Source organism: Campylobacter ureolyticus ACS-301-V-Sch3b, assembly GCF_000413435.1.
Lineage (GTDB): Bacteria > Campylobacterota > Campylobacteria > Campylobacterales > Campylobacteraceae > Campylobacter_B > Campylobacter_B ureolyticus_A.
Window position 1 is genome coordinate 1 of sequence record NZ_KE340330.1, and the last position, 24,792, is coordinate 24,792.

35 protein-coding genes are annotated in these 24,792 nt (G+C 31.4%); 29 read left to right on the forward strand and 6 right to left on the reverse strand.

Annotated features, from left to right (window positions below; translation table 11 throughout):
• Positions 1-538 precede the first annotated feature (538 nt).
• The gene (locus HMPREF9309_RS08260) at positions 539-1,171 is read right to left on the reverse strand and encodes a LexA family transcriptional regulator (RefSeq protein ID WP_016647480.1); all 633 of its coding nucleotides are present in this window, start codon (positions 1,169-1,171) and stop codon (positions 539-541) included.
• A 170-nt stretch (positions 1,172-1,341) separates the two neighbouring features.
• On the opposite strand from HMPREF9309_RS08260, the gene HMPREF9309_RS08265 reads away from it, so the two are divergent.
• The 15 genes from HMPREF9309_RS08265 to HMPREF9309_RS09185 all read left to right on the forward strand — a co-directional run bounded on the left by HMPREF9309_RS08265 (position 1,342) and on the right by HMPREF9309_RS09185 (position 9,379).
• Complete coding sequence (locus HMPREF9309_RS08265; RefSeq protein WP_016647481.1) at positions 1,342-1,551, forward strand: hypothetical protein; 210 nt, start codon at positions 1,342-1,344, stop codon at positions 1,549-1,551.
• 10 nt (positions 1,552-1,561) lie between these two features.
• Positions 1,562-3,571: a Mu transposase C-terminal domain-containing protein gene (locus HMPREF9309_RS08270; RefSeq protein WP_016647482.1), complete on the forward strand. Its 2,010-nt coding sequence runs from the start codon at positions 1,562-1,564 to the stop codon at positions 3,569-3,571.
• A gap of 166 nt (positions 3,572-3,737) precedes the next feature.
• Positions 3,738-4,634: an AAA family ATPase gene (locus HMPREF9309_RS08275; protein WP_016647483.1), complete on the forward strand. Its 897-nt coding sequence runs from the start codon at positions 3,738-3,740 to the stop codon at positions 4,632-4,634.
• Positions 4,635-4,645: 11 nt separating this feature from the next.
• Positions 4,646-4,834, forward strand: a complete 189-nt coding sequence (locus HMPREF9309_RS08280; protein WP_016647484.1) for a hypothetical protein — start codon at positions 4,646-4,648, stop codon at positions 4,832-4,834.
• Between the two features lie 79 nt (positions 4,835-4,913).
• Positions 4,914-5,099, forward strand: coding sequence for a hypothetical protein (locus tag HMPREF9309_RS08285; RefSeq protein ID WP_016647485.1), 186 nt, complete (start codon positions 4,914-4,916; stop codon positions 5,097-5,099).
• 2 nt (positions 5,100-5,101) lie between these two features.
• Complete coding sequence (locus HMPREF9309_RS08290) at positions 5,102-5,467, forward strand: DUF7768 domain-containing protein (protein WP_016647486.1); 366 nt, start codon at positions 5,102-5,104, stop codon at positions 5,465-5,467.
• A 93-nt stretch (positions 5,468-5,560) separates the two neighbouring features.
• Positions 5,561-6,184: a DUF3164 family protein gene (locus tag HMPREF9309_RS08295; RefSeq protein WP_016647487.1), complete on the forward strand. Its 624-nt coding sequence runs from the start codon at positions 5,561-5,563 to the stop codon at positions 6,182-6,184.
• Between the two features lie 57 nt (positions 6,185-6,241).
• A complete protein-coding gene (locus tag HMPREF9309_RS08300; RefSeq protein ID WP_016647488.1) occupies positions 6,242-6,898 on the forward strand; it encodes a hypothetical protein in 657 nt (218 codons plus the stop codon).
• Positions 6,882-7,262 (forward strand): hypothetical protein, encoded by a 381-nt coding sequence (locus HMPREF9309_RS08305; protein WP_016647489.1) that lies wholly within the window; start codon positions 6,882-6,884, stop codon positions 7,260-7,262. Before HMPREF9309_RS08300 ends, HMPREF9309_RS08305 begins: the two co-directional genes overlap by 17 nt.
• Complete coding sequence (locus HMPREF9309_RS08310; RefSeq protein WP_016647490.1) at positions 7,259-7,735, forward strand: phage protein GemA/Gp16 family protein; 477 nt, start codon at positions 7,259-7,261, stop codon at positions 7,733-7,735. Before HMPREF9309_RS08305 ends, HMPREF9309_RS08310 begins: the two co-directional genes overlap by 4 nt.
• Before the next feature lie 115 nt (positions 7,736-7,850).
• A complete protein-coding gene (locus HMPREF9309_RS08315) occupies positions 7,851-8,039 on the forward strand; it encodes an NrdR family transcriptional regulator (protein WP_016647491.1) in 189 nt (62 codons plus the stop codon).
• A gap of 80 nt (positions 8,040-8,119) precedes the next feature.
• Positions 8,120-8,410, forward strand: coding sequence for a hypothetical protein (locus HMPREF9309_RS08320; protein WP_016647492.1), 291 nt, complete (start codon positions 8,120-8,122; stop codon positions 8,408-8,410).
• A gap of 32 nt (positions 8,411-8,442) precedes the next feature.
• On the forward strand, positions 8,443-8,619 hold the full coding sequence (locus HMPREF9309_RS08985) for a hypothetical protein (protein WP_016647493.1): 177 nt from the start codon (positions 8,443-8,445) through the stop codon (positions 8,617-8,619).
• The gene (locus HMPREF9309_RS08325; RefSeq protein ID WP_016647494.1) at positions 8,616-9,161 is read left to right on the forward strand and encodes a DUF1828 domain-containing protein; all 546 of its coding nucleotides are present in this window, start codon (positions 8,616-8,618) and stop codon (positions 9,159-9,161) included. Before HMPREF9309_RS08985 ends, HMPREF9309_RS08325 begins: the two co-directional genes overlap by 4 nt.
• Positions 9,158-9,379: a DUF1829 domain-containing protein gene (locus HMPREF9309_RS09185; protein ID WP_231370856.1), complete on the forward strand. Its 222-nt coding sequence runs from the start codon at positions 9,158-9,160 to the stop codon at positions 9,377-9,379. The genes HMPREF9309_RS08325 and HMPREF9309_RS09185 overlap by 4 nt, the downstream gene beginning before the upstream one ends.
• A gap of 21 nt (positions 9,380-9,400) precedes the next feature.
• Here HMPREF9309_RS09185 and HMPREF9309_RS08330 read toward each other — a convergent pair whose 3' ends face one another.
• From HMPREF9309_RS08330 to HMPREF9309_RS08350, 5 genes are all read right to left on the reverse strand, one after another.
• Positions 9,401-9,934 carry a phage virion morphogenesis protein gene (locus HMPREF9309_RS08330; protein WP_016647495.1) on the reverse strand — a complete coding sequence of 178 codons (534 nt, stop codon included), beginning with the start codon at positions 9,932-9,934 and terminating at the stop codon, positions 9,401-9,403.
• A 350-nt stretch (positions 9,935-10,284) separates the two neighbouring features.
• On the reverse strand, positions 10,285-11,526 hold the full coding sequence (locus HMPREF9309_RS08335; protein WP_155827398.1) for a phage head morphogenesis protein: 1,242 nt from the start codon (positions 11,524-11,526) through the stop codon (positions 10,285-10,287).
• Positions 11,519-12,808: a phage portal protein family protein gene (locus HMPREF9309_RS08340; protein WP_016647293.1), complete on the reverse strand. Its 1,290-nt coding sequence runs from the start codon at positions 12,806-12,808 to the stop codon at positions 11,519-11,521. The genes HMPREF9309_RS08335 and HMPREF9309_RS08340 overlap by 8 nt, the downstream gene beginning before the upstream one ends.
• A 9-nt stretch (positions 12,809-12,817) precedes the next feature.
• Entirely contained in the window at positions 12,818-14,317 is a 1,500-nt protein-coding gene (terL, locus tag HMPREF9309_RS08345; RefSeq protein ID WP_016647292.1) for a phage terminase large subunit, read from the reverse strand.
• Positions 14,314-14,775: a DUF1804 family protein gene (locus HMPREF9309_RS08350; protein WP_016647291.1), complete on the reverse strand. Its 462-nt coding sequence runs from the start codon at positions 14,773-14,775 to the stop codon at positions 14,314-14,316. The genes terL and HMPREF9309_RS08350 overlap by 4 nt, the downstream gene beginning before the upstream one ends.
• Positions 14,776-15,029: 254 nt before the next feature.
• Here HMPREF9309_RS08350 and HMPREF9309_RS08355 point away from each other — a divergent pair, with 254 nt between their 5' ends.
• The 14 genes from HMPREF9309_RS08355 to HMPREF9309_RS08420 all read left to right on the forward strand — a co-directional run bounded on the left by HMPREF9309_RS08355 (position 15,030) and on the right by HMPREF9309_RS08420 (position 24,790).
• Entirely contained in the window at positions 15,030-15,866 is an 837-nt protein-coding gene (locus HMPREF9309_RS08355) for a phage protease (protein WP_016647290.1), read from the forward strand.
• Positions 15,866-16,720: a Mu-like prophage major head subunit gpT family protein gene (locus HMPREF9309_RS08360; RefSeq protein ID WP_016647289.1), complete on the forward strand. Its 855-nt coding sequence runs from the start codon at positions 15,866-15,868 to the stop codon at positions 16,718-16,720. The genes HMPREF9309_RS08355 and HMPREF9309_RS08360 overlap by 1 nt, the downstream gene beginning before the upstream one ends.
• A 272-nt stretch (positions 16,721-16,992) precedes the next feature.
• The gene (locus HMPREF9309_RS08365) at positions 16,993-17,292 is read left to right on the forward strand and encodes a hypothetical protein (RefSeq protein WP_016647288.1); all 300 of its coding nucleotides are present in this window, start codon (positions 16,993-16,995) and stop codon (positions 17,290-17,292) included.
• Positions 17,289-17,645: a hypothetical protein gene (locus HMPREF9309_RS08370; protein WP_016647287.1), complete on the forward strand. Its 357-nt coding sequence runs from the start codon at positions 17,289-17,291 to the stop codon at positions 17,643-17,645. Before HMPREF9309_RS08365 ends, HMPREF9309_RS08370 begins: the two co-directional genes overlap by 4 nt.
• Entirely contained in the window at positions 17,646-18,068 is a 423-nt protein-coding gene (locus HMPREF9309_RS08375; RefSeq protein WP_016647286.1) for a DUF5675 family protein, read from the forward strand.
• Complete coding sequence (locus HMPREF9309_RS08380) at positions 18,065-18,397, forward strand: hypothetical protein (protein ID WP_016647285.1); 333 nt, start codon at positions 18,065-18,067, stop codon at positions 18,395-18,397. The genes HMPREF9309_RS08375 and HMPREF9309_RS08380 overlap by 4 nt, the downstream gene beginning before the upstream one ends.
• On the forward strand, positions 18,387-18,680 hold the full coding sequence (locus tag HMPREF9309_RS08385; protein ID WP_016647284.1) for a hypothetical protein: 294 nt from the start codon (positions 18,387-18,389) through the stop codon (positions 18,678-18,680). Before HMPREF9309_RS08380 ends, HMPREF9309_RS08385 begins: the two co-directional genes overlap by 11 nt.
• Complete coding sequence (locus tag HMPREF9309_RS08390) at positions 18,673-19,014, forward strand: hypothetical protein (protein ID WP_016647283.1); 342 nt, start codon at positions 18,673-18,675, stop codon at positions 19,012-19,014. Before HMPREF9309_RS08385 ends, HMPREF9309_RS08390 begins: the two co-directional genes overlap by 8 nt.
• A gap of 71 nt (positions 19,015-19,085) precedes the next feature.
• A complete protein-coding gene (locus tag HMPREF9309_RS08395; RefSeq protein WP_016647282.1) occupies positions 19,086-20,000 on the forward strand; it encodes a hypothetical protein in 915 nt (304 codons plus the stop codon).
• Between the two features lie 57 nt (positions 20,001-20,057).
• A complete protein-coding gene (locus tag HMPREF9309_RS08400; RefSeq protein WP_016647281.1) occupies positions 20,058-20,534 on the forward strand; it encodes a hypothetical protein in 477 nt (158 codons plus the stop codon).
• 128 nt (positions 20,535-20,662) lie between these two features.
• On the forward strand, positions 20,663-20,842 hold the full coding sequence (locus tag HMPREF9309_RS08405) for a hypothetical protein (RefSeq protein WP_016647280.1): 180 nt from the start codon (positions 20,663-20,665) through the stop codon (positions 20,840-20,842).
• Positions 20,835-21,056: a hypothetical protein gene (locus HMPREF9309_RS08410; protein WP_016647279.1), complete on the forward strand. Its 222-nt coding sequence runs from the start codon at positions 20,835-20,837 to the stop codon at positions 21,054-21,056. Before HMPREF9309_RS08405 ends, HMPREF9309_RS08410 begins: the two co-directional genes overlap by 8 nt.
• Positions 21,053-23,392, forward strand: a complete 2,340-nt coding sequence (locus HMPREF9309_RS08860) for a tape measure protein (protein ID WP_016647278.1) — start codon at positions 21,053-21,055, stop codon at positions 23,390-23,392. The genes HMPREF9309_RS08410 and HMPREF9309_RS08860 overlap by 4 nt, the downstream gene beginning before the upstream one ends.
• A gap of 228 nt (positions 23,393-23,620) precedes the next feature.
• Positions 23,621-24,790 (forward strand): hypothetical protein, encoded by a 1,170-nt coding sequence (locus HMPREF9309_RS08420; RefSeq protein ID WP_016647277.1) that lies wholly within the window; start codon positions 23,621-23,623, stop codon positions 24,788-24,790.
• The last annotated feature ends 2 nt before the right edge of the window (positions 24,791-24,792 follow it).

The following is a 24,792-nucleotide window of genomic DNA, read 5'->3' on the forward strand; positions in this document are numbered from 1 at the left end:
TCTTTATGATGATGAGCTTTATTTTTTAATAATTAGCAAAGAAATTAACTATAAAAGAATTATTTTTTTAGCTTTTTTTATGCTCACAATAACAATAATGGCTAGTACATTGTGTAAAATGTTGTATGAAATGAGAAAAAGAGAAAAAATAGTGAAGTGTTTAGGAGTGCGATATTAAGGGTGTTTTTTGGGTGTTTTTCTCATTTTAATAGGAATTTTTAAGCTTGACATAAATTTGACAATTTTTACAAAAATTTTACATATTGGATACTAACTCTACTTTCATACTACTGTTTGTATATCTTGGCATAATAATATTTAAAGCATTGATTTGGGGACTTTAAACATAATAGAAATTAGTAATGTTTTATGGTTTAAATGCGATTTAGATTTATTATTTTAAAAAGTTGTGACATTTTAAGAATTAAAAGCTAAAATATGATTAACGAACATTAAGTGACGTATTAAGTGACACTTTTTTATTGATTAAGTGACATTGACAAACATATTAAGTGACATCATTGATTAAAAACTTTTACTATGATATTATCTTTACAACTCTACCAACAATATTAAAAATTTCCTGTGTTTCTTCTGTTATTTCAAAACTGTCAAATGATGGATTTAAGCTTTTAATAAAAAAATTTCCATTAGGTTTTATTTGTAACATTTTAACCATAAAAATATTTCTAAAATTTATTACATATAAATCATCTCCATTAAATTTTGAAGATATGTCAATAATAACCCAGTCTCCAGAATTTAATTTTGGTTGCATACTGTTACCTTTTACAAGAACAGCTCTTAAATTTTTTTCATTTTTGGGTGTTTTAAACAAATTTTTAGGTATGCACATTATTTTGCTAGTATCTGTAACATTAATCCCCTCTATATCCGAATCAGTTCCAGCACTTGCATTGTTGCTTAAAATTTTCACACAATATCCATCTATATCAACATTTTGTGTATTTTCTTTACCCATAAAAACATAGTCACTAGATAAATTTTTATTCTTTATTATTTTAAATATTAGTTCGTATGGTATAGAATTTCTAGTTCTCCAATTGCTAAAAGTAGCAGGTTTTACATCGTATTCCCTACAAAATTCAGCATCATTAGATATTTTTAAGGAACTAAACAATCTGTTGAATATACCATCTATATCATTCATTTTTCCAACCTCATTAAAATTAAAATACACAAACTATTGACTTATGTTTTCAATTTGTGTATAATTCTTTCAATCTTTTGAATTGATTTTACAATAAGTCAATACAAACTTTCAAAAAATTGTCAGTTTGTATTATACATAAATTTTTGAATTTTACGAAAGGTGTAAAAATGTCACTAAGCGAAAAATTTAATAATCGTTGCATTAATAGAAGGCAGTGGATAAAAAAGCACAACTTAAAAGAAAGAACTGCCTACAAGGTAATAAGCGGTGAATTAACCGGTGAAAAAAATACAAATGGAGCAACAAGAGAAGTTTTTCAAGCTCTTTTAAAGGATGGGATAATTTCTCAGCTTCCAGTCGGTTTAAGAGACAAATAAAAGATTAAAAATGTATTTTGTAGAAACTATAACAGCGTCACTTATTTTTAAATGCAATAAAAATACTTTGCGACAAAGTGTAAAAAGAAATTCCCCCAAATATCCATTTATAAAAGTAGATGCCAATACAAGAAGTCGCGGTGGTAAACGCCTACTTTTCAAGGTAGGTGCTTTAAAAATCAAAGAAGCCATTAGCAAAAACATCATTAGCACAGATATAAAAATATGGGATGAAAAGCTAAATTTAGTAAGTGTAGATGAAATTTTGGGTGGTGATTACTTTAAAAGTGATGATGGCTTTGTGAATAGTTGCGATGATGATGCGTCAAATTGTCATAGTATGCACAATGTAAGCAATACTTCAAGTTCTGATGATTTGGTAAATAATATCGATGTAGTGCGTGAGAGAGTGGTTGGAAGTTGCTGTGATGATTTAGTGAGTGTCACTAGTAATGGGGTTGGATATGATTGCGTAAATGAAAATCGTGGTGATTTAATAAATAGTAAAATTAAGGAGTGTGTCAGCAACAAATTCTCCCACCTAAAAACCTTAAATGAAAATCAAAAATTAGAAGTTATTGCTTATTCGAAAAAATACTCTGTAAAAAAGGCAAAAAAGTTTTTTGGCATAAGTGATAAAAACATATATAGATGGTTAAAAGAGTTTGAAAATGGCGGTATAAAAGAGATCAAAGATAGGCGTGGTAAAAGGATAAAAGCAGATCTTATCCTAATAAAACAAGCTATTTTAAGCATAGGAAATGCTCATAAAAGTAGCTGGTGGATGGAGTATGTCCGCCGCTTTTGTCTTACAAACAACTTAGAGTTTAACGCTTTCAACCTAGAAGCTGACATTTCTAAAAGCACATTTTACCGCCATGCAAACAGCCTAATTAAAAAAGATGCTGATATAAGAAATTTCCTAAGGGGTGGACTTGATGGGCTAACTGATATGAATTTAAGTGTAAAAAGAGATTATCTAATGGAAAATGAAGAGTGGCAAATAGATGCTACAAGCTTTGATTTTATGTGCTTAAATGAAAAGGGTGAGCCTCAAAGATATGAAGCCATTGGCATAGTTGATGCAAAAAGTAAAAAAAGAGTTTATGAGTTAGCAGACTCACCAAATTCATACGCAAATGTGCGTCTTTTAAAGAAAGCTTTTATAAAAATGGGTCGTCCAGGTTACATTAAGGGCGATAACGGAAAGGACTATGTAGGGACGCATTTTCAAGGGGTTTTAGCAAGGCTTGGGGTATCTTACATTGCAGCAGCCCCATTTAAAGGCTATCAAAAAGGTGTGATTGAAAAAAGTCATGGAGTAATGCAAAATTTCTTTGAAGGTTTGCCTGGATTTATAGGACACAATGCAGGAGCTAGGATAAAAAAAGAAAACGAAGCTTTGGAAAAAAGCAAAAGATTAAGTGGGGTTAAAACAAATATTAAAAATTTACTAACCAAAGATGAAATGCAAAGCATGATAGATAGCTGGTGCGATAAGAAATATGGCTTTAGTAAAAATGTAGATAGGGCGTGGTTTGATGAAAGGCTTTTTGGCAAGGCTTATCAAAGAGTGCTTAGTGCTAGTGGCATAAGTATAAACAGTATCACTTATCAAAGCCTTGAGCTTTATAAACACCTGAAAATCGGTGACAGTGTGGAAGTGATAGAAGACATTGATGATGCATCAAAAGTCTATGTTTATCATAAAGGTGAGTTTATATGTGAGATAGTCCATAGCGAAGTTAAAAACATGACCGCCGAAGAGGTTAAAAAAGCTAAAAAAGAGTATCAAAAAACTCATATAACTCCTACAAAGAACTATATCAAGTCTTTAAGAGATGAAAAAGATGCTTACTATAAAGAAGTTGCTAAACAAAACTTAGATGAGAAAATGAAAGCTAAAAATAGTGTGATTAAGAAAGAAAGTGCGGCGAAAAAAGTAGAGGTTGAAGATAACAGTGACGGGGAAATTTATCTGCCTGATATAAATGAAGTTTTAAAAGAATTTGTGGGATAAAACCACTTCTTAAAGGTCTTTTAAAAGGCTTTTAAAAAGTGTTTAAACATTTGGGTCACAAATACCAGCTCAAAGTTGCAATAACAGCCCTCACGAGCAACTTTTCGCTGGTATTTGCTTAAGGAACAAAAAATATGAGGGTTTATAAAAAATTTAGGAGTTTAAAATGATAGATGAAGCAACAAAACAAGCTTACGCGGAGTATGAGAAAAATGGTGGAAGTTTTAGAAAGTTAGGAGCACTTCTTAAAATGAACCAAGCCTATGTTTCAATGGCGTTTAATGGCTGGGGGGATTATGATTTAAGTAGTGAGAGTAAGGCTGTGGCTGAGAAAAAAATAGTAGATTTCTTTAACTCAAAAAGGCTTGATATATCAAACCAGTATGATGAAATTTGTAAAAATGATAAGATTTTACCATTTACAAATACGATCATAATAATGGCAAGTGTTATTAAAGCTATAAAGCAAAGAGCTTTATTAAAAATTATAGGAAAAAGTGGCACAGGAAAAACAACAGCTATAAATGCTTTAATTAAAAAGCTTCCTCAAGCTATTTTAGTAACTGCTTATGCTGGAATGAGTAAAAAAGAGCTCCTTGAAAGCATAGCAGAAAAAATCGGTGCAGAGCCTAAAAGACTAGGCACAGCCCATCTAATGAGTGCGATAAAAGACACCCTAAAAGGAAGTGATAGAGTGATAATCATAGATGAGGCAAACTTTATAAGCACCATAAGTTTAGAACAAATTCGCCATATCCAAGATGAGACAAACTCTCCAATTATCCTAGTAGGAACTGAGAATTTACAAAAGCAAATTTTAAAAAGCCACGAGCAAGTTATAACCAGGATAAGAAACACTCATAAGCCACTTATGAGCTTTAATGAAAATGAAGTGATGATGCTTTTTGAAGAAAATGGCAAAAAAATAGATGAAAAAACGGCTTTAAAGATATGGAAAAGGTGCAAAAATCTAAGAGAGGTTAAATACGCCCTTGATGATTTAGTTGAAATTTATAAAGGCAATATTTCAAAAATAGATGAAGTTTTACCAAGAAATATTTAAGGAGTTAAGCTATGAGTAAAGAAGAAATTATAGCCAAATTTAAAGAGTTTGGTTTTGATGTTTGGTTTAATAAAAGTGGAAATATAGTTGGTAAGAAAAGTGGCTTTAAAAGTGGCGAAAAAGAGCCAATAAACAAGCCATTTAAACCACAAAATTTACAATCAACATTTGTTTTTGGACTTGGTAGAGTATGGAGGTAAAAAATGTATGTAAATGTGCAAAATAAGTCAAGAATACTGAATGTATCTGACACAAGAGTCAATTTTAAAGGAGTAAATTATGATATTTGCAGATAGCAAAAACAATGAATTAGAAATAAACGGAAGCCTTGCTCAGCTTGTGGCTGAACTTGCAGGGATTGTAAAAGCAGTTGCTGAAACTTTCGATATATCAGAAGATAAAATGCGACGAATTCTTAACAATGATAACTTTTGGAAAGCTGTTACCCTTGGGGAAAAGGAGTAAAAATGAAAATGACAAATTTAGTCTTTGTTTCAAGCCCTTATGCATCGATTAAATGTAAAGAGCGTGATAGAAACTATTATGCCAAACAATTAGCCCTAGAAGCTTGTCATCAAGTTATGTTAAATGGCTATGAGCCAATTAGCCCGGTATTAGCTTTTATGGATATTTATAGCGAGTTTGAAAGGTATAAAGTTATGCAAAACTGTAAAGAGCTATTAAGCGTGTGTAGGTATTACTACTTTTATAACTGTAAATATTCAAAAGATAGTAAAGGTATGGCTTATGAGCGAGAGCTAGCTCATAAATTAGGCATTAGTGAGCTTAAGTTTAGTTTGTTTGATTGGCAAGTTTATGGTAAAGATAGTTAAAAAAAGCAAAGATAATTTAGCTGTATGCCTTAAATACAGTTATGTTAATAGCTTTAAATTTATGAAAAAGTATATTTTTAAAAGGAGAAAAAAATGGCAAAGTTAGATGAAAAAGGCTTTTGGCAAAACAAAGAGGGAAATTTTATCCATAAAGACATGATCGCTATAGATAAACAGCTTGAAGATGAAGTTGTAGAAAAGCTTATAGTAAAAGCAAAAGAGGTTCAAAATGCTTTAAAGGAGTTTAAGGAGTTTGCTTATAAGGAGTGTTATGACTTTATAGACTTACTAAGACAAAACTACGGTATGGATAAACTAGAAAACTCTAAAACTGGGAGTGTATGTTTAAGAAGCTTTAACGGGACTAAAGAGGTGCAAATTCAAATAGCTAAGCAAATCAGTTTTGATAGTAAATTAATACTGGCAAAAGAAAAAATAGATGAGTATTTGGATGAAAAAACTGAAAATGCTGATGCTGAGATACGCACTCTTATAACTCGTGCTTTTGATGTAAAAAACGGCAAAGTTGATGCAAAAATGGTATTAAGCTTAAAGCAATATCCCATTAGTAATCCAAAGTGGATTGAGGCCATGAAGATGATAGATGAAGCTGTTGAGATAGTAGGAACAAAAAGTTATATAAGATTTAGAGAAAGAGAAGATGAAAGGATAGATGGAGCTTTAAAAATGATAGTTTTAGATATTGCAGGAGTGTAAAGCTTTAACAAAGGGCTAATTTTAGCCCTTGATTAAGGTTTTAAGGAGTTATAAAAGATGAGTTTAGATGAGATCTATGATGAGATCAGCTTTGAAAGACGAAAGCTTATAAAAGAGCTATTTGGGGATAATAAATCATATTTACCTAGAGCTAAGGTTATAAAATATCATAAAATTTTAGAACTAGTTGATACTAATAAACTCATTGATTTTAGCATTTATATGGATAGCTTTAGAACGCAATATATAAACATGGAAGTTGCTATGACTAAGGCAATTAATGCGTATAAAAAAGCTTTAATTTTAAACTCCATAAAAAAAGGCGAAAAGGCTTTAAAAAATATCAAAGAAGTTGAGAAATTTTGCAAAGAAGCCTTTAGGGAAGAAGATCTTTTTAGTGGTCATAAAGGAAGCCCTTATATAGAGGGTGTTGTCATCTGTGTAGATGAAAATGGAAATTTAAGAAATAAATTTGTTGTAAATAAAAACGGTGTTTTTGCTAGGCTTGATAGTGTTGATGAAAAAAGAGTTTGGGAGTATTTGTTTGCTCACCAAGAAAAAATCGGCGTTGTAGAGTATAAACAAGTTGAAATTAAAAACACTATAGAAGATAAAAAAGATGATTTAGTCGAGGTTAGCAAAGACACAATGGCTTTTAAAATGTGTGAAAAACTAGCAAAAGAGAAAAGGATAGGAAATGCTAATAAAAGCTGATGAGTTTGCAAGTGCCTATGATGTGAGCATGAGAACTTTATATGTCTTAAAAAACTACGATAAAAAAAATAAAAATTATGAGCGTTTTAAGATAGTTAATGGCAGACTTTTTGTGGATTATGAGGCATTTTTTAAAGTAGAAAATGAGATAAATTTAGCAAGGGATCTTTACTATAAGATAATTGATGATTTTAAAAACGAATATGAAATGGCAGGATACTTTGCTAAAAAAATAGGTGTAAAGCAGGTAAATTTATACAATGTTTTTAGAAACTTTACTTTTTATGGAAACAATGCATCACACTCTAATAAAAGAGATTTGCTAATAAAAGCTTTTAAAGAGTATCTAAAGGATCTAAAATGACTGAGAAACAGCGTATTTTAAGAAAAAATTTACTAGCTAGAATCCACACAAATAGCAAATATAAAGAACTTGTTAGAGTTGATGCGTGGGAAAGTTGGTTAGACGTTAGATTTGGTGTAAGTAGTTCGGCTCTTTTATCTATAGATGAGCTTAATAAAACCTTGGATATGTTAATAAATGATGAGTTTAAGGAGTGTGAGCCTGATATTTTAGGTAGAAATTTAGTAAAAAACTCTAAAATTATAAATAATTTGACTAAGAACAAAACTAAAAAAATAACTCAAAAACAATATATCTACATAAAGCACCTTGCAAACAGGCTTAATTTTAGTGATGAAAAATTAATGGTCTTTGTGGCAAGACAGATCAAAGTTTTAATAAGACTTGATAGCCAACTTAAAAGAATAAGCTTAAATGATGCAAGGCGTATCATCACAGGCTTAGAAAAAATGTGTAAATTTTATAAGAAATAAAAATGAAGCTAGATATTGATTTAAGCAATAAAAACTTACCAAATAAAGCGTATTGCAAAGACTATAGTGAATGCTTTTTAGAGATAACTTGCTAGCCTAATAAAAGGAGTTAAAGATGATTTGTCCATATTGTGCTAATGAAAAAACAAATGTCATCGCTACTGTTAAAGGGCTAGTTAATGAAAGGTTTAGAAAATGCCCAAAATGTGGTAGAACTTTTAGCACAATCGAAAAAATAAAATCAAAAGATGAAGAGTTAATAGAGTATGAAAAGGTGGTTAAAGGGAATTTAAAGGGTAGTTAATCCCTTTTAAAACAAATGTAAAATTTATGCAAATTTTCAAGAAAATTTCTATATAATATACGAAAAAGCGAGTTTAAACAATGGAATATTTTCAAGTTAAAAAAATTATAGATGCGTTAAAAACACCAAAAGATATTTTTAAAGTAGATATTCCAAGCATATGTGAATCAAATCAAAATAGAACAATAGAGTTAATTAGTAGCCAAATAGATGCTTTGCTTCTTTTTGACATAAGTAAGTATGGTCTTCAAATCAAAAGAAATAAAAGCCAACTAAGACATAATAAAACCGATATTATTTTAAGGCTTGATATTTACTCAAAGCATAAAAATTCCAGAGTTTGTAAAATAAAAATCTCCAAAAGAGCTTAGTAACCTTATGCAAAAGTATTCAGGAGCTGTTTTTGAAAAAGAGCGTTCACACTTACATTTTTTTTGTAAAAGGTTATAATGATAAATGGGCTTTTCCAATTAGCGAATTTGGGCTAAAAGGAAAAGGAGAGCTAGAGGATGTAGCAAAAGAGTTTTGTGAGTTTTGCAACATCAAAGAAATTGAATTTATAAAAAGGAGTTTGTTTTGATAGATATAAACTCTTTTATAAATAAATACATACAATACATTCACGCTAATTTTGAAATTGAGGAAATAGATAAAAAAACCTATGAGATAACTACACCTTTTTTGGATAGTAGTAATGATTATATAGTTATATATGCCCTTATAAATGGTGACAAAATAAAACTTAGCGATGATAGCGATACTTTAAATAGTCTAGCTTTAAAAGGTATGCAGTTTAATACAGAAAAAAGGCAACAAGAACTTGAAATAATTCTTAATGGTTTTGGAATACAAAGAGAAAATAATGAGCTTTTTGTTGAGGCTAGTGTGTCAAATTTTGCTTCTAAACAACATAATATTTTACAAGCATTAATAAGTGTAAATGATATGTTTGTTTTAGCAAATAATAAAATTTCAAGCTTTTTCTTTGATGATGTAGCAAGATTTTTAGATAGTATAGATGCAAGATATATTTCATCTGTTAGTTTAGAGGGCAAGAGTCATTTAAATCATAAATTTGATTTTATAATCTCTAAATCAAAAAAAGCAAAGAAAGACTTATAAAACTTCTTAATAACCCTAAAAAAGACAATTTAAAGTCTTCTTTGTTTTCATTTTTAGACTTACAAGATGATAGAGTTAAAAATAGTGAAAGTATAATTATTTTAAATGATAGTAATATTACAGTACCAGATGATATCACACAAGCAACAAATCAATATGGCATTAAGCCTATTTTGTGGTCTCAAAAAGAAAACTATAAAAATCTTTTATCGGTTTAGCTTAAATTTGGTTTAATTATTTTAATCCCCTTTTAATAAATCATCTTCAATACGCTCTAAGATATCATTTTTTAAATTTCTTTCTAAATTTCCGTTTTTATCAACTGGTAAAAAAGGTCTTGCAGGAATGCCCTTTTTAGCTGAGCCAAACTGATGCGTTAAGCCATATGGAAAACCGCGTGATTTTGCATAGCTCTCAACCACAACGCTTTTATTACTAGCTCTAACACCCCAGCTATCTTTTAAATTTGAACTTTCTATTAAAATTCTTTTATCGCCATAAACTCCATAACGCTTTAAAAAGCCACTTTTTAAGGACTTAGCACCTTTTTTAAAAGCTTTAGTTTTTCCACCTGCATAGCTAAATGCGGTATTTGATGATATAGGTTTCCATTTCTCACCAAATGGGCTAATTTCGTTTTCAAAACTTTCATCAATGCAAGAGCGCACCATCTCACCGATTGCCCTCAAAGTAGGCTTTAAATTCTTGGTTTTTTTCTCTAAGCTTAAAAGGCTTTTTTGAATATCTTCAATGCCTGTTATTTTAATTGACACAATTTATCCTTTTTATGGTATAATAGTATAAACAGATGAAGAGATGGCCCAGATTTGGCAGGGTTCCAGCTACTTAATGTAGGCTGTATATGACTTGGGTTCGATGCCCGACCTTCATCTGCTTTTATCTCATGTTTTTATATCCAACCTTATCTTTTATAATTGCTTTATAGTTTATAAGTGGTATTTTTGTAATCGTTGCTATAAAATTATCGGTTTTAAATTTCTTATGAGTTTTTATCATCTCAACTCCTATATTTTATCCTTTTTATGGTATAATAGTGCTAAATAGCGTGAAGATGTGAAGCTTAAAAGCAGGTAACCACAGGGTAGTGTCCGATGTTGTGGGTTCAAATCCCACCCACGCTATTTAGTTTAACTATTAATTCTTTTTTAATTGCCCGTAAAATGTCTTCTTTATCCACCTTATCAAGCGTAATTATATAGTTATCAGTTTTAAATTTCTTATGAGTTTTTAACATCTCAATTGGTATTAAATTTAGCCTATTTGGGTCGTTAATATCATCAAATATAAATAAAATATTCTTGTGATTATCCCTTAAATCAATGTAAATTTTACTCTCATCGCTTAAAATTTTAACGATTTGTCTCATCTCATCTATACTAAAATCGTGATTATACTGCCCTTTTCTTTCAGGTCTTGCATGATAAAGCCTATCTTTTGTTAAAATAAGTCCTTTTTTATTTATGTCTTTTAGTGGTAAAATTTTAGAGATTAACTTCATAGTCATTTGACTAAGCATACCAACTTGAACTACATTCAAAGGATATTTATAGTTTTTATTTACTATAACTTCATCTATTAACTCATCAAGTCCTTTTTGCCAAATATAAAGATCCCTTTTTTTATCAAATTCTTTTATGGCAGCTTCTAAGTCTTTGTTTTGAATCAAATTTAAGACTTTTTTAGCTTTTTGTTTAAAAGCACTGTCTAACGCACTCATATCATAACTAAAATCATCATGGCTGACATTTGGCAGCTTCCCACTAAATGGCTTCAAACCCTTTCTTTCTAACTGCTTTTTAGAATATCCCTTAACAGTGCATCTACAGCCCCAGCCATTTGGTGGGAAGTTGTTTTTCCAAAAAGGATGATCTTTTGGAAGTATTATGCCGTGCATTGCTCTGTGAGTTGGGCGAGTTCGACTATCTAAAACAGCGGTGTAGCGGTAATACTCCAAACTACTTTCATCAAGGCTTTGCTTTTTAGCCCCAGCGTAACTTGTCCTTAAATTTGTATCAAAAATACGCTTTAAACGGCGCGCTCCAACAAATACTTTTTTTGGCTTACCACTTTTTGGATTATCTACTTCTATCTCACCCCACCAGCCACTTTTTTTAAGATGTGGGATTATATCTTTTTTCCATTCATTAAATGTAACGCCGTTATGAAATGCTTTAGTTAGTGAGTTTTGCATATCTTTTAAAAGATCTAAGTTCGTCATCTTAGCAATGGTAAAAACTCTTTTATGGGCATCATGCTTAATCTCATCGTAGTCAAAGTGAGCTTCTGGGTTTTTGGCTTTAAATCTAGCTACCAACTCATCAGGTTTTTTAAAAAAATCAATCATCATCAAGCCCTAAAATTTCGGTATTTTCTAAGGCATTTTGCATAACAGTTTCTAAAATATCAATATCCACATCATCATAAATTTCATATAATTTATCAAAAGCATCCTCATAAGTCTCACACTCCTTTAATAAAGTGTTTAAACTCTCTTTAATGCGTGATTGTATATCATTTAAAGGCTTTTTAAAGTTTGAACTAGACATAAAACTATCAAATTTATCAAGTGGTTTTAATGGCATTTTATAATTTAAACTTTTTTTGATTTTATCTTTTGGAAGTGGTAAATCAAACTCTTTTGCCATATCATCTATATCCATCTCATAACCAAGCGAGCTTAAAATTTGCAAGGTTTGAGCCCTTTGAAGTAGGTTTTTATCTTTTTCAAACTGGATATTTAAATCAACTTTTTTACCAAATCTTTGGTAAAATTTCTTAACCTCACGCGTGGCAAATTTAATATCAGCATCAATTATCTCAAAGCGGTTATTTTCGTGGATTTTACCTTGTGCGTAACTTCCAGTAGTTGCTGTGTTTGAGCTAAGAACTGATCCATTTATACACTTTGCTATCTCAGCATCACAGTAACGGATAAACTCCATAAAGTCTTCTTGGCTTCCACGCCCTTCAAGGATTTTGATCGTATCATTTACGCCAAATATCGCATAACTTCCACTTCTTAGGCTTTCAAATGCTTCACTCATATCTTTAAGCGTTTTTTCATCGCTACTATTAGCCCCACCAATTAACGGCGGAACGCCTAAAAACTCAGCAAATTTAAGATAAAGGCTTAAAACATATTGTTTGGCATAAGCTATCCAAAGAGTTTTTAACATAGCAGGATTTGAAGTAATGCTTATAAAAAATGGCTCTTTGGCAACAAAGCGATTTTTGCCTATTTTCAAAGTTGGCAAATTATCTCTAAACTCAATAAACTCCCTTCCAACAGTTTTAACCTTTAAAACCCCGTCATCTCCTAAAAATAGCTCCATTAGTGAAAAACCTGTAATTCTAGCTTCAATACTAGCTTTTATAATCTCTTCTATGTTTTCATCTTCACTCTCGCCTAGGTTATGAGTAAAGAATTTATTCAAAGTTGAGTTAAGCCTTTTTTCGCACTCACTGCCTAAGCTTGTATCTTTATCAATTAAGAGATTAAAAAGAGGAAATAGCTCTTGTTGATTTTTGGTTAGTAGTGCAGCTCTTACTCTACTAGCCGTTAATTCAGTATAATAGCTCATATCTGTTTTTATAAATTCTCTTTTTGGTTTTAAAAACTCTTTCATCAACAACTCCTATCCAAATATCTTTCTTAAAAAATTCTTTTTTTCTCTTTTTATTCTCATAAATTTATTAGCCTTTTCATAATCAAAATTTGGAGTTCTTGCTATCCTCCATGCAAACTCTAAGCTATCAAGCCCATCATCGTGAGCTGATTTTGGATAAGTATCAAGCTCATCTATAAAAGTGGTGCTAGATTTATCAATTAAAATCACGCCATTATTAATTGGTGGTGTTAGGCTATCGATTCTTAGTTCTTTTGCCACGCTGTTTTTAAGAGAAATTATAGGCAAGTAAATCCCAAGTTCACTTGCTCTTTTTTCTAAATAATCCTTAAAAAACTCTTGAAAAGCTACAGTTTCAATGGCTATTTTTAAAGGGCGATTTAGTCTTAAAATAGCAGCAGCTTCACTTATAATTCGCTCAGCCATAAGCTCGGGACGAAGCTTTGTCATCTTAACTTTTGCATAAAATTTACCTCCTAAAAAGCCCAAAATTGCAACACTAAAATAATCCCCTTTTGATTTGCCAAGGCTTGGATCAATTCCTATGTAGTAAGCATCACATAGTGGCATCTCATCAAATGTTTGATATGATGAAAAGCTAAGTTCTTCACTACTTAAAGGAAGTTGTTGATACTCGCTTAAAAATGCACCCTTGCTGGCTTTATACTCAAGCATAAATTTAGTTTTATTTAACGAACTATCATCTAAAATAAACTCATTAAGGTCAAATTCCTCTAAATTAAGCGGAAACTCTAGCACCAAAGGAAAAGTAAAGCTTTTAAAATCAGCTCTTTTTTCAAGCCTGTTTAATAAACAATCATAATGAAGTGTTGTGCCAATTGTTATTAAGTTATAGCTTTCATTATCTCTTGCAGGAAGTTTCATAATGGCTTTTTCAAACCAGTCATAAAGCTTATCTCTTTGACTTTTGGTTTTAACATTTTCATCGTTTTCTAAATCATCGCAAATTATTAAATCTGGTCTAAACCCACGCCAGTTCTCACCTCTTATCTTTTTACCTGAGCCATAAACACTTATTTTAAAAGCTTTTTTATTTGCATAAAATACTATCTCCTCATCAGTCCATTTAGCACCTTTACAAATGCCAAAGTCATTTATAAACAATGTGTTATTTTCTAGTTCGTCTTTAATAAACTCTAGTGTCTTTTTAGATAGGTCTATGGTAGATGAGACAATTACTGTGTTTCTTTTTTTATTTAAAACAGCCATTTCATAAAGCACAAAAAAACGGCTTATTAAGGTTGTTTTAGCTGCACCCCTATAAGCTTTAAACATAATATGCCTGTTTTTACTCATTAGTTCTTTATGATTGTCATAGATAAAGTTTCTAAATTTAGAAGTTTCAGGGAATTTTACATGATGATTAAAATATATTTCAACCATATTTTTAAAAGAGCTAGTAGCTTTTTTAATACGGTTTTTTTGCAAAGGATCTGTTATTTTATAAAGGTTTTTTAGCTTAGCTCTTAAGCTCTCAACTTCATTCATTGTTTTAATGTCCTAGCTAAAATTTCATCAGCATTTGAGGCTAAAAAGTTCATCACAACTTCATTGTTTTCTTTTTTGGCAATATCAGCAATGATCTCAATTGCTTTGCTTATACTTTCTAAAATCTTGGCTTTATCATCTACTTTTAAAGGGGCTTTTAGTTTGTAGTAGGTATTTGTATATTCTTTTAAAATTTCAAGTTGGTCTTTTGGGCTTAGTTCTTTTATCTTATTAAAAGCTAACTCATAGCTATTTATTAGGGTTAAAATAAACTCATTTTCACTTAAACTTGCTTTGTTCCTACTTGAGTTTAATGCCAGTGCGTCCCAATCAATTCCGTTTTTTAAATCATCAGCTTTTTTATTATACACAGTTTGTCTTGTTATACCAAAGGTTGTAGCGATATCAGAAATGCTAAAACCTTTGATATACATATTTCTTAATTTTTCATTATTCAAATTTTATCCCTTTGTTTTAAAAACGAATTTTAAGGCGTTTAGAGGGCGTTTAGGATTTAAAATCTTTTTAAACTTATACAAAAGTATTAATCACACTTAAAACGTCTTTTAAAGCCCTTTAAAAACTTTCAAACTTATGAATCTGCATTTTACCTTTAAAAAAGTTTTCTTTCACTCTAGATAGCCCATATATAGAGTGATTTAAAGAGATTTTACAGCTAAAATTGTGCCAGTTTTTTTAAAAGGAGAGATTTTTGAACATCTTAAGCCTTAACTACAAAAATGGCGAACTTATAAAAGTTAGTCCTATTGGAGAGATTGAGGGAGCTGATGGAAGGACATTTAAAATCGATGCCAAAAAAATAATAGAAAATATCAAAAAAAGTGGTGTTGATATTGTTTTAGATGAAAACCATAGTTTCGCAGGTGCGGTTGGCTGGTTTGATAAGGATAGTTTTGAAGCAAAAGATGATGGAATTTATGCAAAACTTGAACTTAATAAAAGAGGAATGGAGTTAGTTAAAGACAAAATTTACAGATATTTAAGCCCTGTTTATGATCTAAGTGGCAGGGATGTTTTATCGATTGAAAGTGTGGGACTTGTTAATAAGCCAAATGTATTAAATAACGCATTAAACAGCAAAGGAGACAAAGTGGAAAAAGAAAAAAATAGTGAGCTTGATGCTCTTAATGAAAAAGTTAAAAAACTTGAAGAAACAATCACATCTTTAAACAAAGAACTTGAGGGTTTTAAAAAAGATGACGATAAGGCTAATGAAAGTGATAAGGCTAACGAAAGCCAAAAGGTTAATGAAAGTGGTAAGGTTGATGAGGACTCAAAAGAGTTAAACTCAAGAGTTTTAAAAATCGAAAACATTCTTAAAGATTTTAAAAAAATAAAAAATGAAAGTGATAAAAACAAAGAGGTAAACTCAAGGCTTGAAAGCATGGAAAATACCTTAAAAAATATAAGTTCGTTTTTTGGTAAGAAAAACTTAGAAACAAACTCAAAGTCTGATTTAAGTGATGATGAAAAAAAGGTCGCTTTAATGCTTGGACTTAGTTTTGATGAATACAAAGGAGCAAAATAATGGCACATTTCGAAGAAACAGCAATCGGCTTTAAAGCTATATTTCAAAAAACATTTAATGATGTTAAAAGCGAAGCTGATATTTTAGCTATGAGAGTAAATAGCAATAATTTAAGTGAAAAATATGTTTGGCTTGGAAATTTTCCGATGATGAAAGAGTGGGTTGGAGATAGAGATATCAAAAAGTTTAAAGACTATGGATATACCTTAGAAAACCAGCCTTTTGAAGCAACTGTAACAGTTCCTAATAACCACTTAGAGTATGACAAGGTAGGTTTATATAAACCAGCTATACAACAAATGGCATTTAATGCTAAAAAATTTGGTGCAAAACTAATAGCTGATATTTTAAAAGATGCTGGGACTAATAAATGCTATGACGAAAAGCCGTTTTTTAGTGACACGCATGTAATTGGAACTGATACTTATGCAAATTTAGGCACAGGGGTATTAAGCAGTGATAACTTATTAGCAGCAGAGGCTTATATGATGAGCATTAAAGGTGATACTGGTCAAAGCCTAGGTGTAATGCCAACTCATCTAATTTGTGGTCCTAAAAACTTAGCAAAAGCAATACAATCAATAGAAAAAGCATATCTAACAGGTGGGGAAACAAATCCAACCTACAAAAGATACAGCCTACTTGTGCTACCTGAAATAACTGATACTAGTTGGTATTTAATGGATCTTGGAAAGCCTGTTAAACCATTTGTTTTACAAGTTGCAAAGGATGGCGTGTTTGAGGCAAGTAATGACCATAAATTTATGAAAGATGCTGCACTTTTTGGATGTAAAAGTTTTATGAATGCAGGATATGCATTGTGGCAACTAGCCTATAAATCAAGTGGAGCTTAAAAAGATTTAAAATCTTGATGACCTTATTAAAAAACTCTTAAAAATCCATGGCGTCACATACAAGAAGTATGCTCCTTGTGGATTTTACGAGTTTTTTATAATACCGCCTATTTTTGAAAATCTAGGCTTTGGCGTAGTGAATTTCAATAAGGCTTAAAAATAACTTAGGAGAGAAAAGATGCATTATAGCGTTGATATGTTTAAGGAAAAAACTAGTTCTAGTGTCCAGACAGAACAAAACACAGATGATGAATTAATCAGTGGAGATAACGATGAACAAGAAACTAAAACTAAGAGCCAAACAAAGCCTACAAAACGAAGCAGAAATAACAGACAAAATAGTGGAAATAGCACTAAAAGAGGCAAAGGATCTAACGAAGAACTTACCTCTTCCTGAGGCTTTGATATTAGATATTGCGATGTTTAGGCTAAAGCTTTTATTAAAAATTGAACCAACGGAGCTAGATCTTATACTTTTTAGAGATGCTTTAAAAATGGCTGATAAATTTAATGAAAATGGTGAAATTGTAAGTAATAGTTTATATGGTATGAGAAAAAGCGAGTTTTTATGAAAACACTAAAAGAGGCATATGAAAAAGTAAAAGAGATTTACCCTGGGGCAGTTGATGTTAGTAGTGATGATATCAAACAACCTGGGATTTATCTTTTACTAAATGGAGTTAGCAAACTTGACTGGCAGGTTGATTTGGTAAGCTTTAAAATTTACGTTGCTGCAAGAAGTATGATGAGTGATAATTTAGGTGTTATAAGCTTACTTGATGAACTAAGGCTAAAAGCCATAAAAGAGGCTATTAATTTAAAAGATGATCCAATTAGTGAAATTTCATTTTTAGGCTTTAAAGATAGTCTTTATATTTATAACTTTGAAATAGGTCTTAAAATTTATAGAAGCAAGGAAAACTAAATGAAAAAGATGATTATAAAAAGAATTGAAGAGATAAAAGACGCAACAATTGGTGTTTTTAGTATCTTTGATGAGCTAGGGGATGAACTCCTTACTGGCTATACACTTGAACCAGAGGGACCTGATACAACTGTATCAAATCAAGATAAAAGGATTCCACAAGGAAGGTATAACGCTGTTTGGAGCTATAGCCCTAAATTTAAAAGAAAATTGCCACTACTTTTTAATGAAGCTGTAAGCAAGGATAGAAGGATTTTAATCCATCAAGGAAGATACGGCTCTGATACAAGTGGGTGCATAATAATAGGCTCGGATCTAGGAAAAAATGGAATTTTTAACTCAATTAAAAAGTTTAAAGAGTTTTTAGAAGTAGTTAAATTTGATGATTTTATAGTTGAGATTGATAACGCAGGTGCGATATGAAAGTATTAAACCTCATACTTAAATATAAAAATGCTTTAAATTTTGTAGGCATAGTTTTAAGCATAATTTATTTTATCTATTTATCACTTCAAATTTCAGCTAAAAATAGTGAGATAAAAACGCTTAAATTTGACCTAGCAAATGCTAAATTTGAGCTTTTAAAGTGTGACAAAAGTTTAGAGACTCAAAACAATGCTATTAAAGAGCTTGAAATAAAAGGCACTCCAAAAGAGCCTCCAGACGTAGAAAAAGTTAAAAAAATTTATATTAAAGATCAAAGTTGTGTAGCAGAGCTAAAAGCTTATAAGGAGCTTTTTGATGAAATCTAAATTTCTTATATGCCTAACAAATACCAGCTCAAAGTTACAACACTTAAAATTTATCTTAATTGTAGGTTTTTTAGCTCTTTTTACTGGTTGCAGCATCAAGCCCGAGCCTGTTTATAAAGAAGTTTTAACGCCTATTAGATGTCAGGCTAAAATGCCAGTTAAACCAGTAAATGACGGCAGTTTTGAAGCTCATAAAAATAAAATGATTTATTATCTAAGATGTGAAAGCACACTTAAATACTGTTTAGGGCTTAGCCAGCTAAAAGGAGATAAAGATGATTGAAAGCGATGTTATAGATAAAAGTGGAAATTTCATAGCTGGGGCTGATAAATGGGGAACTTTAAGCGTGACTGTGTTTTTTGTGATTATCTTTTTGCTTTTGATTGCGGGGTTATGCTACTTTATGAAGTTTTTGTTAGGTGAGATAAAAAGAAGTGTTGATGAAAACACAAAAGCTACAAGAGATAACGCAACTCTAAACAAAGAAATAGCCAAAGGCATAAGCGAATCAAACCAAAACACCTCCAAAAACAAAGAAGTAGTGAATAAAATTTCAATTAAACAAGATGAAATTCATGAAGATGTAAAAGAGATTTTACGTCTTACAAAAAAGTAGAAACAATGTCGCAAATACTGACTAAAAAGCTTTATTTGCTTAATTAATCAAAATTTAAACAAGGAGAGATAATGGCACGAGTATTAAGTAGAACTGGTTTAAAGGTAGGCATAGAAACAACATCAGGCACTTACAAAGAACCTACTCAAGTTTTAAAAGTTACTTCAAACATCCAGCCAAAAGTAAGCTTTGATGAAGTGGAAATTCCAAATTTTGGCTTTTTTGGAGGGGCAAAAGATGTTGTAACCATAGCGGACTGGGGACAAATGGAAATTGAGGCTTCAACTTGCCTTTATAAAGATATAAATTTTTATGATAATTTGTTTTTGATGTGTAACCTTAAAAGTAAAGAAGACACTACTAAAAAAACTATTACTTACACACCAGATACTCACTCGCCAACTACTGGAAGTGTGGATCTAATTTTGCCTGATAGGAAATTTAAAGGCAAAGGAGCAAAGGCTGGATTTTCAATAAGCGGCAAAGTTGGCGATAAATTAGAGATGAAATTTAACATTAAAGCTGCATATGATGGTGAAGTGGTTGAGCCTCAAAGTATAACTGATATTAAAGCTGGTGAGGCTTTACTAATAAGACGCTTAGGAGCTATGAGTTTAAATGGGGTGCAGATTAATCTAAGTGAGTTTAGCTTTGATATGGGAAATGTTATTAACTATGAGAAATTTACAAATATCGGTGAGTTTCATATGAGTGATTATGAACCAAAGCTAACTTTAAAAATGAGACTTGAAAGTGGTGGTGATAGTGGCTTTAGGGAGTTTGCAAGTGGCGATGTGATGAGTTTTGAGGCTATTTTTAAAGATAGTGCTGGAAAGGACATATTTAAGCTTAGCATACCAAGAGCAAAGATATCTAAAACACCTGAGTTTGAGGATATGGATGGGATTTATGTGATTGAGCGTGAATTTTTAGCGTTATCAAACAAAGGTGATGATAATTTTAGTTTAACTTACTATAAGGAGTAGGAAAGATTTAAAATCTAGGCTACGCGGTAGCAAAATTAAATTAAAAAGGATAAAGAAATGATAACAACAGAATATAAAATAAATTTAAAAATAGATGATGAAGTTTTTGAACTAGAGATAAAAGATCCAAGCAAAAAGGAAAAACAATCCTTAGAAGCTAAAGCAAACGAAAGCATGAAAACCTTAAACGAACTTCAAAATTTAAATGATGAGTTAAGTCTAAATGAGAGCATTATAAAAACAAACAGTGATTTAATTAAGCAAAACTCTGCCTTGGATAAAACTAAGCTTTTGCTAGAAAATAAAGAGCTTTATGTAAGAAATGCAGCCATTAAAAAAGATCTTTCAGATTTGCAAAACCAAGATGATATATCAGCAAACCTAGAAAGACTTTTTAGACTTAGAAGTGAGCTTTTTATTAGTGGTGGGGATAAAGAAAGGTTATTTAAAACCCTTGATGAAAAAGGGGTGAGATATGAGAGCTTATGGGAGCATTTAAATAAAGAGATTTTAAAGGAAAACGAAAAAAAGTAACTAAGCTTTGTAAATTTATAATCCAGCTTTATAAAAATAAGGAGTTTCCACCAACTCCAAAGAGCAAGGCTGATAAAGAAAATTTAGAAAGCTTAGGTGTTGTATTTTTAGATAGTGAGTTTGAGACTTTGGTAGTAAAAATCTTTTTAAACTCACTTAAAAGTCAAGATTTTGGATATGAGATGGAGTTTTTATATGTTAGGGAAATTTGCTTAAAGCATGGTCTTGATATAGAGATGATTTGGGAGATTTTAAATAAGATGCTAAATGCGCTAAATAGTGAGCTAGTAAGGAAAGTTAATGTTTAAGACTAAAACTACTACAAAAAACAATATAGAAAAAATACTATATGAAAATATCTTTTTAAAGTCGCTAAAGTTTGATCTTGGCTCACCCTTTTTTGGAAAAACAATTATAGCTAGTATAAAAAGTGCTATAAAAAGCGTTAATACTCCGAAATTTGGAACTAAAATCATTTTAAATCCTTTTATTTATTATAGCAAATTTAGGTTGAAAAAATGAAAAATTTAAATATAAAAATTTCAGTTGATAGTGCAAATGCCAACTCAAATGTCGATAAACTAAGCAAAAGTTTTAAAAACTTAAAAGATCGAGTGGACTTTGGAGCTCATTTATCACAGTTTGCAGCTGGACTTAGTGCTTTAAGTGGAAGCATTGCAGGTATGATAGATAGGTCTTTTGAACTAGCTGATAGTTATAAAAGCCTTGTTGCAAGAGTTAATCTAGTAAGTAGTTCAAATAACGAGTTTATAGCAGGAATGCGTGAAATATACGCTATCTCTCAAAGCACCGCATCAGGTTTTGAAAGCACTGCAGGGCTTTATACTTCACTTAAAACAGCTACTGAAAGTTTAGCCATTTCACAGCGTGATTTATTAGGCGTAACAAAAACAATCAATCAAACTTTAACTATAAGTGGAGCAAGTGCAAGTGCAAGTAGTGCTGCGCTAATTCAGTTATCCCAAGCCTTTGCAAGTGGAGTTTTAAGAGGTGATGAGCTTAACTCCATACTAGAACAAAGCCCAAGGTTAGCAAGAGCAATAGCTGATGGTATGGGTGTCACAGTTGGAGCACTAAGAGAGCTTGGAGCCCAAGGCAAACTCACTGCAGAAGAAGTTTTTAATGCTTTGCAAAATCAAGCAGATACTATTAATGATGAGTTTTCAAAGATGCCTTTAACCATCAGTAACGCAAGGGTTAAAATTTCAAACTCTCTTTTAAGCTTGGTTGGTGATTTAGATAGTGTTAGTGGGGCAAGTGGCGGTGTGGCTGATAGCTTAAATCAGCTTTCAAACTGGATAGATAAAAATAAAAGTAAAATTATAGAGTTTGGATCTGATACGTTTAAAAGCTTTCAGCTAATTGGCTCAAGCTTAATTTTAGTAGTAAATGCAGTTAGAGAAGCTTTTTTAAGTGCAGTTACTTTGGTAGCAAGTGGGGTTAAAAATCTAAGTGATAGCATAAATAAAACAATTAACTCTATCTTAGAAAAAGTTGAGATTGCAATAAATTCTTTTAATAATTTCATTGGAGTTGGTGAAATAAGCCTAGGGCGAGTTGATGTTGGAGCAAATATCAATTTAGATGCTTTAAAGGCTGAATTAAATAAAGCAAGAAGCACAACAGATGAAATTTTTAAAAGTATTAAATATCAAATTAGTGATATTGCTAAAGATAGTGCCGCCGAAGCTAATAAAGAGCTTGAAAAAATTAAAGTAAGCGATATTAAAAACAAAGTAAATAGCTCTAAAACACTTATTAAAGCCCCTTTAAAGGGTGTTAAAACAAAACTTATTGATCCAAAAAAAGAGTATTTAGATAGGCTAAATCATCAAATAGCTTATTATGATGCGATAGATGATCTAGAAAACAAACGCTTAAAACAAAGAGAAAAACGCTCATTTGAGTTAAAAGAACTTGGGCTTAATGAACTTCAAATTTCTAAAAAATTAGCCGATGAAGAGCTTAAATATAAGCAAGATAAAGACCTTGAGTTTTTACGGTTTAAAGAGAGGTATTATGAGCTTTTAGGAGATAAAGTAAAAGCAAGTAATTATCGCTTAAAAGGGCGTGAAATAGAGATGAGGCGTGATGGATACTCAGGTCTTGAGATCTCAGATGCCCTTTATGGTAAAGATGCAAGAGATCAAAACTATGAGAATTTAAACAGTTCTATGGGTTATGATCTAGGCATAACTAATCAATTTCAAAACAGACTTAATGCCCTTGATGAGTTCCAAGCCATGGAAGCAGCAAGAATTGAAGCTCACTATGCATCACTTGAGCAAACCCAGTCAAACCATAGAGCCAAGCAGCTTGAGTTAGATAGACTTGGGATGCAATACCGAATGAGCATAGCTGGTGCTGGGTTTGATGGCTTAGCAAATTTAGCAAAGATGTTTTATGATGCAAGTGGTGGCAAAAATAAAGCAGCTTTAAGAGCTTATCAATCAATGATGGTAGGAAAAGCTATTGTAAATACTTACACCGCTGCAACTAATGCTTATGCAACTGCTGGTAATCCATATCTTGGAGCTGCTCTTGCAGCTATTGCTATAGCTCAAGGAATGGCTCAAGTTGCAATGATAAAAGCGCAAAAATTTCATACAGGTGGGCTTGTAGGTGGTGGATTAGAGCGTGATGAAGTCCCAGCTATTCTCCAAACAGGAGAGTATGTTTTAAGTAGGCGTGATGTGGCAAATTTAAAGGATAACTCTAAAAATGAGAGCAATGATGGTGTTGTGATAGTTAATACTTTAGATAGTGCTGTGTTTGAGCAGTGGGCAAATAGTAGAAATGGAAAAAGGGTTATAAAAAATGTTATATCAGGGGAGTAGTTTATAAATCCCTTGTTCGCATCAAAAAACAGCCCCCACGATTGATGCTCACAAGGGATTTACTTTAAATATTTGATGAGTTTTAAAATAGCTTAGGATAAATTGGGGCGTATTCGTGCAAGTCGTAGTGAATTTACGAAGCGAGTTATCGTCTGATAATGAGCGAGTAAATTTGCTAGGACTTGTGAGAAGGTGTGGCTGTTTAGAAGTTTTAAAAAAGGAGTAAAGATGTATGTAGAAGGAACTTGCACTGGAATGTTTGAGTTACTTGAAGTTATAAAGCAAACTGCAATAAGTGTGGGGTGGGTGCTTCAAAAAGAGGTTAGCTTACCTTTTAATAAAGTTTATAACAACGAAAGCTTTATAAACTCAAACCCAAATTTAGTGGATGATTTATTAACTACAAAAGGGCTTGAGAGTTTTATAAACTTACCTAGAAAAGAGAGCATTAAAGGAGTTGTTATAAAAGGGCTTGAAAGTGGTGGAGTAGTTAGCATATATGGAGTGCTTGAAGACAATACCGAAATCTTAATCAAAGATAATCTAACAAAAAGTATAAATTTTGAGAGCTTACAAAAATATAATAGATACAAAACTTCATCAACTAAAAATGTATCAGAGATAAACTTAAGTATTAACTCTAATGATATAGTTCAAAAAGAGATCTATTTACAAAGTAGTGGAAGTAGCGATATGGAGCAAATTTGCGTTAATTTTAAAGCTTTTTTAGTTCCAAATGATTATACAAATTTAATGTGTAGCACGGCTTTAAGTTTTTCAGATGCACTTAGTTTTAATGACCAGCTTAATAGCCTAACTTCAAACATTGCAGGGCTTGATAATGAGATAAAATATTTTTTAAACATTGATAAAAACCGCATAATTTTAGCTATTAAAGTCTTTAATGAAAATGACCCATACCAAAAAGACCCCCTTTATCAAATCGGATACTTTGGAAAGTTAAGAATTTATGGTGGGGAGTGGAGTTTTAGTTCAAACTTTGCAAGTATTGGTGGAAGTTATGATTTAATGGCTAGATTTTCTAGTATAGAAAGAGGAAATTTAGAAAATCCAAAGCTTTTAATAAATCAAGAAATTGTAAATCCAAGCTCAAACATCACAAATTGGAATAAAGAAAACCTTGATATCTCACCTTATCCAAATGGTGAGCTATTTAGCACTCCTATATTTTACTATAAGAAAAATAGTAGAGATATTACACAAGGGGCAAACTCTAATGGAGGGATTTATGGAGAGCTTGATGGCATAGTTAAGATAGCTGCAACTACTAGAATTAACAATGAAGATTGTATTAGCATTAATGATAGTGAGTATGTTGTTATCCAGGATGGAAAGATTAATAGTGCATATAATTTGTTTGCTATAAAAAAGGAGTAAAA